Origin of the sequence: Streptomyces sp. SID3343 (genome assembly GCF_009865215.1) — a bacterium.
In the GTDB taxonomy this organism is placed as follows: domain Bacteria; phylum Actinomycetota; class Actinomycetes; order Streptomycetales; family Streptomycetaceae; genus Embleya.
On record NZ_WWJX01001388.1, the window covers coordinates 1 to 9,465 of the forward strand.

Sequence of the window (9,465 nt, forward strand, 5' to 3'; positions counted from 1 at the left end):
GGACACCGCCCAGGCACCGCCCGCGATGCCGAGCACCGCGACGATCGCCAACGACGGAATCACCAGCCGACGCCGCCCGGCGCGCTCGGCGGGGAGGCTCGGGTCGCGCCCGGCGCGCTCGGTGGGGGAGCCTTCGTCGTTCTCACCGTGAGTACGCATGCCGCTTCGACGCACCCGCGGGCCGGCCGGTTCCCCGACCCGTGACGACTAGTCGCCGTACTCGGACATGCCTGCGACGAGCGTCGCCCCGTGTGCCGGGACATCGGTCGCGGGGGCGTGCGAGCCGGGGTGGGTGGCCTTCGAGGGTGTGGCGGCGGCGCCGCGGGTGGTCCACGACGCGTCGATGTGACGGCAGTCACCGCGCAGCTCCGCGAGCGTCTCCGGCTCGGCGTGGGCGGGCATCACGGGCATCGACGACATCGAGGACTCCTCGGGTGGGGATTACCAGCCTAGTTCGCACGCAGCGTGACGACACGATCTACCGATCGGTAGTTTTTTCAGGTCGGCTTCGGAGCCGTGCGTTAACTTGTGTGGGTTTCCTCTTCGTTTCCTCGACGCCCTCCTCAGGAGCCACGCAGATGCGTATCGCCGTGACCGGGTCGATCGCCACCGACCACCTCATGACGTTTCCCGGTCGGTTCTCCGACCAGCTCGTCTCGGACAAGCTGCACGTGCTCTCCCTGTCCTTCCTGGTCGACAAACTCGACATCCGCCGCGGTGGGGTCGCGCCCAACATCTGCTTCGGCATGGGCTGCCTGGGCCTGTCGCCGATCCTGGTCGGCGCGGCCGGGGCCGACTTCGTCGACTACCGCTCGTGGTTGGACCGCCATCGCGTGGACACCGAGTCCGTGCACATCTCGCAGACCCACCACACGGCGCGGTTCGTGTGCACGACCGACGACGCGCACAACCAGATCGCGTCCTTCTATACCGGCGCGATGAGCGAAGCCAGAGAGATCGAACTGCGGCCGATCAACGACCGAGTCGGCGGGCTCGACCTCGTCGTCATCGGGGCCAACGACCCCGAGGCGATGCTGCGCCACAGCGACGAGTGCCGCGAGCGCGGCTACCCGTTCGCCGCCGACCCCTCGCAGCAACTCGCCCGAATGGACGGCGAGGACATCCGCAGGCTCATCGACGGCGCCGCGTATCTGCTCACCAACGAGTACGAGAGCGGCCTCATCACGCAAAAGAGCGGCTGGTCCGAGGCCGACATCCTCAAGAAGGTCGGTGTGCGGGTCACCACGCTCGGCCCCGCCGGGGTCCGGGTCGAGCGCGCCGGCCTGGAGGCCATCGTCGTGCCCTGCCCGGCCGAGGAGGCCAAGGTCGACCCGACCGGCGTCGGCGACGGCTTCCGGGCCGGCTTCCTGTCCGGCATCTCGTGGGGGCTGTCCCTGGAGCGCTCCGCGCAGGTCGGCAACATGGTCGCGACACTGGTGATCGAGACCGTCGGCACGCAGGAGTACTCGCTGCGCCGCGCCTCGTTCCTGGCCCGCTTCGCCGGCGCCTACGGGGACGCCGCCGCGGCCGAGGTGGCCGTGCACCTGCCGACCTGACCCCGGGTCGGCCCGCCCGGCGGCCGAGGACACGCGTCCACGGCTGCCCGGGCCCGTCAGGGGCGGCGCCGCACCACGAAGGCGCTGCCCCTTTCGCGTACCTCCTCGCGGACGAACTCGTGCCCCGTCATCTCGCACCACGCCGGGACGTCCAGCCGGGACGCCTCGTCGTCGGAGAGCACGGTGACCAGGTCGCCGTCCGCGACGTCGAGGATCCGCTTGGCCAGTTCGATCACCGGGATCGGGCAGCGCTTGCCGAGCGCGTCCACCACGAACGGGTCCCGCGCCACGCTCGGCGCCGGCTCGTGGGCCACCACCGCGCGCAGCTTCGCGACCAACCCCGGAAGCAGCGCCAGGAAGCGGTCCACCTCCGCCTCGGCCACCCCGCGCGGCAGCGACACGCGGATGTTGCCCTGGGACAACACTCCCATCGCCTCCAGGACATGACTGGGCGTCAGGGTCGAGGACGTGCACGACGAGCCCGACGACACCGCGAACCCCGCGCGGTCCAACTCGGTTAGCAACGCCTCCCCGTCCACGTACAGGCACGAGAACGTGACGATGTGCGGCAGGCGCTCGACCGGGTCGCCGACCACCTCCACATCCGGCACGGTCTCTCGAACTCGCGTCCTGACCCGATCGATCAGGCCGGACAGCCGACGATCCTCGTCGGCCGACTCGGTACCGACGGCGCCGAGCGCGACCGCCGCCGCGACGATCGCCGGCACGTTGACGAAGCCCGGGACACGCCGCGCCTCGCGCTCGTCGTACGGCAGCGGCGACACGTAGCGAGTGCCCTTGCGCACCACGAGCAGACCCACGCCCGCCGGGCCGCCCCACTTGTGCGCGCTCGCGGTCAGCACCGACCAGCCGTCGGGCAGCGACATCCGGCCCACCGACTGCGCGGCGTCCACCAGCAGCGGTACGCCCGCCGATTGACAAAGCGTCACCAGTTCGGCGATCGGCTGCACCGTGCCGACCTCGTGGTTGGCGCTCTGTACGCACGCGAGCGCGGTATCGGCACGCAACGCCGCGCCGAATGCCGACACATCGACCCTGCCCGAACGGTCCACCCTCGTCCGGGTGATTTCTGCGGCGATCCCACGTTGCTCCGACAGGGCCGTGTGAGTGTCCGCGGTGTGCAATACGCAGGAGTGTTCGACCGCGCCGACGACCACGTGGGCGCCCACGCGACGGCGTCCGGCCAATACACCGAGCATGCCCAACTGGACCGCCTGTGTCCCGGATGTGGTGAATGACACTTCGTCAGATCGAGTGCCCAGAACGGAAGCCACCGTCTCCCGCGCGGCGTCGAGAAGCATTCGCGCTCGTCGGCCGTCGTAATAGCCGCGCGCGGGATCGGCCCACGCCTCGTCGAGCGTGCTCAGGAACGCCGCTTTCGCTGCCGGGTGAAGCGGTTCGGTGGAGGCCGCGTCGAAATACGCCATGGGTCGGACCGTAGCCAATAGCCGAATCACGGACACGCTCGGGCCGTTCGCCCGAACGGATGGACCGTCACATCTGCCCACCGCGCCACACCTGACCTCCGCGCGCGACCCGAATAGGGCTGGAGTAGGGTTTGGCCCGCAGAAACATCCATACCTGTCCGCGCAACGGGTCCTCTGGGAAGAAAAGTTCCCGATCCTTACCTCGTGCGCGGGCGAGACATTCGGGAAGGCGCTACGTGAGTCCCTACGGCTCCGACCGCTCGCCGCGGCGCTGGATGCGGCGCAGGGTGCCGCAGCTGCTGGCTCTGGGCCTCGTCATCGCGACCGCCACCGGCTGCTCCGTCGATTCCAAGGACCTGCCGAGACTCGGCCTGCCCAACCCTGTCACCGAACAGGGCCCTCGAGTCCTGTCGTTGTGGCAGGGCGCGTGGATCGCGGCGCTGATCGTCGGGGCCGTGGTGTGGGGGCTCATCCTGTGGAGCGTCGCGTTCCACCGCCGGTCGCGTACCAAGATCGAGATCCCGCCGCAGACGCGGTACAACCTCCCCATCGAGGTTTTGTACACGGTCATCCCCGGCATCATGATCGCGGTCTTCTTCTACTTCACCGCGCGTGACGAGACCAAGCTCGAAGAACTCTCCAAGAATCCCGACAACGTGATCAACGTGGTCGGCGTGCAGTGGAGCTGGTCCTTCAACTACAAGGGTGACCCCGCCGACGGCACGCAGAACGTCTACGAACAGGGCACGCCCGGCAAGCCGCCGACGCTGTACCTGCCCGTGCACGAGTCCGTGCGGTTCGAGCTCACCTCGCCGGACGTCATTCACTCGTTCTGGGTCCCGAACTTCCTTTACAAGAAGGACATCGTGCCGGGCCGCACGAACAAGTTCGAGGTCGTTCCCACGAAGGAGGGCACGTACGGCGGCAAGTGCGCCGAACTGTGCGGCGTGGACCACTCGCGCATGCTCTTCAACGTCAAGATCGTGAGCAAGGCCGAATACGTCCAGCACCTGAAGGAGCTGGCCGCGAAGGGCCAGACCGGCGAGCTGCGCAGCAAGATCAACGAGCCGGCCCCCGTTGAAGCGCACGGGAAGAAGTGACGAGTGACAATCCTCAGTGAGCCACTGACCGTGGCCCCGGACGGGCCGCCGGTCCGCCGCAAGGAGCCCGGGAACATCGTCATCAAGTGGATGACGACCACAGACCACAAGACGATCGGGTCGATGTACCTGATCACCTCGTTCGTCTTCTTCTGCATCGGTGGTGTGCTGGCGCTGCTGATGCGTGCCGAGCTCGCGCGCCCCGGTACGCAGTTCATGTCGAACGAGCAGTTCAACCAGTCGTTCACCATGCACGGCACGATCATGCTGCTGATGTTCGCGACGCCGCTGTTCGCGGGCTTCACGAACTGGATCATGCCGCTGCAGATCGGCGCGCCGGACGTCGCGTTCCCGCGACTGAACATGTTCGCCTACTGGCTCTACCTGTTCGGTTCGATCATCGCGGTCGCCGGCTTCATCACCCCGCAGGGTGCGGCCGACTTCGGCTGGTTCGCGTACGCCCCGCTGTCCGACGCGGTTCGCTCGCCGGGCATCGGCGGCGACATGTGGATCATGGGTCTGGCGATGTCGGGCTTCGGCACCATCCTCGGTGCCGTCAACTTCATCACCACGATCATCTGCATGCGCGCGCCCGGTCTGACGATGTTCCGCATGTCGATCTTCTGCTGGAACGTCCTGCTGACCTCGGTGCTGGTCCTCATGGCGTTCCCGGTCCTGGCCGCGGCGCTGTTCGCGCTGGAGGCCGACCGCAAGTTCGGCACCCACATCTTCGATCCGGCCAACGGCGGACCGATCCTGTGGCAACACCTGTTCTGGTTCTTCGGCCATCCAGAGGTCTACATCATCGCGTTGCCGTTCTTCGGGATCGTGTCGGAGATCATCCCGGTCTTCGCGCGCAAGCCGATGTTCGGTTACAAGAGCCTGATCGCCGCGACCATCTCCATCGCCGGTCTGTCGGTCACCGTGTGGGCGCACCACATGTTCCCGACCGGCGCGGTCATGCTGCCGTTCTTCTCCTTCATGACGTTCCTCATCGCCGTTCCGACGGGCGTGAAGTTCTTCAACTGGATCGGCACCATGTGGCGCGGCTCGCTGTCCTTCGAGACACCGATGCTGTGGACGGTCGGCTTCCTGGTGACGTTCGCCTTCGGTGGTCTCACCGGTGTCATCCTCGCGTCGCCGCCGCTGGACTTCCACGTCTCCGACACGTACTTCGTGGTGGCGCACTTCCACTACGTCGTCTTCGGCACCGTGGTGTTCGCGATGTTCGCCGGCTTCCACTTCTGGTGGCCGAAGTTCACCGGCAAGATGCTGGACGAGCGCCTGGGCAAGATCACCTTCTGGACGCTGTTCATCGGCTTCCACACCACCTTCCTGGTGCAGCACTGGCTCGGCGCCGAGGGCATGGCCCGTCGCTACGCCGACTACCTGGACTCGGAAGGCTTCACGACGCTGAACACGATCTCGACACTGGGTTCGTTCCTGCTGGGCCTGTCGATACTGCCGTTCTTCTACAACGTCTGGAAGACGCACAAGACCGGTAAGAAGATCACCGTGGACGACCCGTGGGGCTACGGTCGTTCGCTCGAATGGGCGACGTCGTGCCCGCCGCCGCGGCACAACTTCACGAGCATTCCGCGGATTCGTTCCGAGGCTCCCGCGTTCGACCTCCACCACCCGGAGATCGCGGCGCTCGAATACCTCACGGACGAGCGTTCCGAGGCGTCCCCCGAGCTTGCCAAGGGGGCCGACAAGTGAAGTTCAACGGTGTTCTGTTCGCCGTCCTGGCCGTGTTCCTGCTGCCGGTGACGATCGTGTACTGGGTGCTCTCCGAGGACCCGACCGGCACCACCGCGCTGTCGTTGACGTTCGGTCTGTCGCTGATGATCGGGTTCTACCTGATCTTCACCGCACGCCGGATGGACCTGCTCGCGCAGGACAACGAAGAGGGCGAACAGGCCGACGACGCCGGTGAGCTGGGCTTCTTCGCCCCGCACAGCTGGCAGCCGCTGATGCTGGCGGTCGGCTCCGCCCTGCTGTTCCTGGGTGTCATCTTCGGCTGGTGGCTCGCGATGTTCGCGGCCCCGATCGTCGCGATCGGCGTCTGGGGCTGGGTCTTCGAGTTCTACCGGGGCGCGGACCAGCGCTACTGATTCGCAACCCTCGCAACACGGTTTCGCCACAAGGCCGGTCACCCGAATGGGTGACCGGCCTTGTGTGATATCTACAGAGGACTCCCGACCCCACACTCCGCTCACGGCTTTGCGATTGTCACTGCTGTGTGACTGTTCGCCGATGCCCGTAACCCGGATGCGAGGTCATCGCGTCAAATGAGCGCAAGGGAGTTTCACACGAGGGAGGGACACGCGTGCCCCGGATACACGGAGCATCGCGCACGGGGGTAGCGGGCGGCGGTATACGCCTCTTCGCGGGACTCATGGTGGCGCCGCTCATATTCATCGCAGGCTGCTCCTCGGGCGAGGAGAAGCCGAAGCCGGCGGGATCGGCGGGGGGCGGCACCGGCGGGTCCACCGCCGGCTCGACCGGTGGTTCGGGCAAGAAGCCGGCGGCGGCTCCCGCCGCGATCGTGATAACCCCGGCCGACGGCACCAAGAGCGTCGAGACCGACGGTGTCCTCAAGGTCGCCGCGACCGGCGGCAAGCTCGTCTCGGTCGCGGTGACCGACGGCAAGGGCAAGACCGTCTCGGGCGTAGTCAGCCCCGACGGCTCCGGGTGGAAGCCCGACGCCCCGCTCGCCAACGGCGGTGCCTACACGGTGGCGGCCAAGGCCACGAACGCCGACGGCGCCGAGGTCGGCGTGCAGAGCAGGTTCAACACCAAGTCCGCCGACGACACGTTCAAGGCCGACTTCAACGTGGAGCCCGACGACACGTGGGGCGTCGGGGCGATCATCTCGCTCAAGTTCAACACACCCATCAAGGACAAGGCCGCCGTCGAGCGGAACCTCAAGGTCGTCGCCGAGCCCGCGGTCACCGGCTCGTGGTCCTGGCTCAAGGACCTCGACGGCAACGACCGGGTGGACTACCGCCCGGAGAAGTACTGGGCCAGTGGAACGAAGGTGAATCTCAAGGCCAACCTGACCGGAGTACGGGCCGCCCCCGGCGTGTACGGGGACCAGACCAAGGACATCAAGTTCACCATCGGGCGTTCGCTCGTATCGACCGCCGACCTCAAGACCAAGCACATGTCGGTCAAGCAGGACGGTGCCGAGATCAAGAACCTGCCCATCTCGGCCGGCGGCCCCAACTACCCGACCTGGGGCGGCACGATGGTCGTCCTGGACAAGGAGGACGGCATCCGGATGAACTCGGAGACCGTCGGTCTGGGCAAGGCGTACGACATGGAGAACGTACGGCACGCGGTGCACCTGACCGCGTCCGGCACCTACGCGCACGGTGCGCCGTGGAACGACGGCAAGTTCGGCGAGGTCAACGACAGCCACGGTTGTATCGGCATGGGCGCGTCGAACGCCAAGACCTTCTACGACATGGTCATCAAGGGTGACCCGGTCGAGATCGTCAACAGCACCGACAAGACTGTCAAGCCCGGCAACGGCCTGGGCGGCTGGACCGTGGAGTGGGCCACCTGGCTCAAGGGCAGCGCCCTGACCGCCGACGGCGCGGCACCCGCAGCCACGAGCTGACCGCATATACCGCGTGCGAGCGCGAGTGGGCAGCCGGACACTCGCGCGATCGAGCGGTTTGTCATGAAAAGTGAATGAATCGACTCTTTCCCGGCCACTCTCGATGCAGCAACTCCGCGTATACCGCGCTCGTCGAGCACGGCTGGAGGTCTTGAGTGAGTCGGGAAAGAGCTCTTCATCTGCGGTGGACCACCTGGGCCGTACTGCCGGCCGTACCGCTCGTGTTCGTCACCGGCTGCGGAATCTGGGACAAGGACCGGGCCGCCGAGGCCGAGTGGCCCGAACAGGCGGTTGCCCGGGTCGTGGTCGACGTGCGGCCGGATCGGCCGGTACAGCCGGGCAAACCGATCCGGGTGGACGCGCACGACGGCCGGCTGTACGCGGTACGACTGACCGGACCCGACGGCCGGGTGATTCCGGGCGGCAACGCCGCGGGCGACACGTCGTGGAGCAACTCCGAGCCGCTCGCCTACAACACGAAGTACACCCTCACCGCGTCGGCGGTCGACGCCTACGGCCTCACCGCGACCCGGACCGAGTCGTTCACGACGCTGTCGCCCGAAGCGGAGGTGCACGCCGACAAGGTGCTGCCCGAGCCGGGTTCGACGGTCGGGGTGGGGATGCCGATCACCGTCGGGTTCGACCGGCCGATCACCGATCCCGGCCGGCGGGCGGCCGTGGAGAAACGGCTCGCGGTGGCGTCCTCCGTGCCGATCGAGGGCGCGTGGGGCTGGGTCGACGACAGCACCGTGCGCTTTCGGCCCAAGGACTACTGGCCCGTCGGTACGAGGCTTTCGGTGGTCACGAGCCTGATCGGAGTCGACTTCGGTGCCGGCGTGTACGGCGGCGAGGGCAAACCGCTGGCCTTCCAGGTCGGCGACGCGGTGGTGGCGACGGTGGACGCCAAGGCGCACCAGATGACCGTGAGCCGCAACGGGCAACCCCTCAAGACGCTGCCCGTGACCGCGGGCAAGGCCGGATTCGAGACCCGCTCCGGGACCAAGGTCGTCCTCGGCAAGGAAGCGCACGTGCTGATGGACGGCACGACCGTGGGCATCGCGGCGGACAGCAGCGACGGCTATCGCCTGGACGTGTACTGGGCGACCCGGGTCACCTGGAGCGGCGAGTTCGTACACGCGGCCCCGTGGTCGGTCGCCTCCCAGGGCAGCGCCAACGTGAGCCACGGCTGTGTGGGGATGAGCACCGAGGACGCGCACTGGTTCTACGACCAGGTCAAGCTCGGCGACCTGGTGACGGTGGTGAACACCGACAGCGGCAAGGCGATGGAACCGATCGGCAACGGCTACGGCGAATGGAACCTGGACTGGGACGACTGGGTCGGACACGGCACCACCGGCGCGGTGACCACCACCACCTTGTGAGCACACCTCCACCGAGGGCGCCGGCAACGGTGTGGCGGGACGAAGCGAAGGGCCCCACCCGGGGCGGATTCCAGGGGTCGTCGCAACACATGATCACTGATGTGTCGTGGCGAGCAGTTTATGCAGGCGCTCGGCTGGGGTTTCCCAGTCGAGCGTTTTGCGTGGGCGGCCGTTGAGTTCGGCGGCGACGGCGTCCAGGCGTTCGCGGGTATGGACGGACAGGTCTGTGCCTTTGGGGAAGTACTGCCGGATCAGGCCGTTCGTGTTTTCGTTGGAGCCGCGTTGCCATGGGCTGGCGGGGTCGCAGAAGTAGACCGGGACGTCGGTGACGACGGTGAAGGCGTGGTGGGAGGC

The 9,465-nt window shown here is 67.3% G+C and carries 9 protein-coding genes; 6 read left to right on the forward strand and 3 right to left on the reverse strand.

The annotated features are described in order from the left end of the window. Positions 1 to 207: 207 nt before the first annotated feature. On the reverse strand, positions 208 to 420 hold the full coding sequence (locus GT354_RS44240) for a hypothetical protein (RefSeq protein WP_161362850.1): 213 nt from the start codon (positions 418 to 420) through the stop codon (positions 208 to 210). Between the two features lie 158 nt (positions 421 to 578). On the opposite strand from GT354_RS44240, the gene GT354_RS44245 reads away from it, so the two are divergent. Next, entirely contained in the window at positions 579 to 1,556 is a 978-nt protein-coding gene (locus GT354_RS44245; protein ID WP_161362852.1) for a carbohydrate kinase family protein, read from the forward strand. A 56-nt stretch (positions 1,557 to 1,612) separates the two neighbouring features. On the opposite strand, the gene GT354_RS44250 is transcribed toward GT354_RS44245, so the two are convergent. Then, a complete protein-coding gene (locus GT354_RS44250) occupies positions 1,613 to 3,004 on the reverse strand; it encodes a cysteine desulfurase/sulfurtransferase TusA family protein (protein WP_161362855.1) in 1,392 nt (463 codons plus the stop codon). A 236-nt stretch (positions 3,005 to 3,240) separates the two neighbouring features. Here GT354_RS44250 and coxB point away from each other — a divergent pair, with 236 nt between their 5' ends. The 5 genes from coxB (at position 3,241) to GT354_RS44275 (ending at position 9,111) form a co-directional block, all read left to right on the forward strand. Then, the gene (gene coxB, locus GT354_RS44255) at positions 3,241 to 4,104 is read left to right on the forward strand and encodes a cytochrome c oxidase subunit II (protein WP_161362857.1); all 864 of its coding nucleotides are present in this window, start codon (positions 3,241 to 3,243) and stop codon (positions 4,102 to 4,104) included. A gap of 90 nt (positions 4,105 to 4,194) precedes the next feature. Next, positions 4,195 to 5,823 carry a cytochrome c oxidase subunit I gene (ctaD, locus tag GT354_RS44260; protein WP_237536063.1) on the forward strand — a complete coding sequence of 543 codons (1,629 nt, stop codon included), beginning with the start codon at positions 4,195 to 4,197 and terminating at the stop codon, positions 5,821 to 5,823. Beyond that, positions 5,820 to 6,218 (forward strand): cytochrome c oxidase subunit 4, encoded by a 399-nt coding sequence (locus GT354_RS44265; protein ID WP_161362862.1) that lies wholly within the window; start codon positions 5,820 to 5,822, stop codon positions 6,216 to 6,218. Before ctaD ends, GT354_RS44265 begins: the two co-directional genes overlap by 4 nt. Positions 6,219 to 6,433: 215 nt before the next feature. Further along, positions 6,434 to 7,729 carry an Ig-like domain-containing protein gene (locus GT354_RS44270; protein ID WP_161362864.1) on the forward strand — a complete coding sequence of 432 codons (1,296 nt, stop codon included), beginning with the start codon at positions 6,434 to 6,436 and terminating at the stop codon, positions 7,727 to 7,729. A gap of 155 nt (positions 7,730 to 7,884) precedes the next feature. Beyond that, the gene (locus GT354_RS44275; protein ID WP_161362866.1) at positions 7,885 to 9,111 is read left to right on the forward strand and encodes an Ig-like domain-containing protein; all 1,227 of its coding nucleotides are present in this window, start codon (positions 7,885 to 7,887) and stop codon (positions 9,109 to 9,111) included. A gap of 93 nt (positions 9,112 to 9,204) precedes the next feature. On the opposite strand, the gene GT354_RS44280 is transcribed toward GT354_RS44275, so the two are convergent. Next, positions 9,205 to 9,465 (reverse strand): IS30 family transposase (locus GT354_RS44280; protein ID WP_161355674.1); only part of this gene is annotated, 261 nt, incomplete at its 5' end.

Coding starts and splice junctions, on each gene's coding strand:
- GT354_RS44240 (WP_161362850.1), bottom strand. CDS start 420: ATGTCGTCGATGCCCGTGATGCCCGCCCACGCCGAGCCGGAGACGCTC.
- GT354_RS44245 (WP_161362852.1), top strand. CDS start 579: ATGCGTATCGCCGTGACCGGGTCGATCGCCACCGACCACCTCATGACG.
- GT354_RS44250 (WP_161362855.1), bottom strand. CDS start 3,004: ATGGCGTATTTCGACGCGGCCTCCACCGAACCGCTTCACCCGGCAGCG.
- ctaD (WP_237536063.1), top strand. CDS start 4,195: ATGACGACCACAGACCACAAGACGATCGGGTCGATGTACCTGATCACC.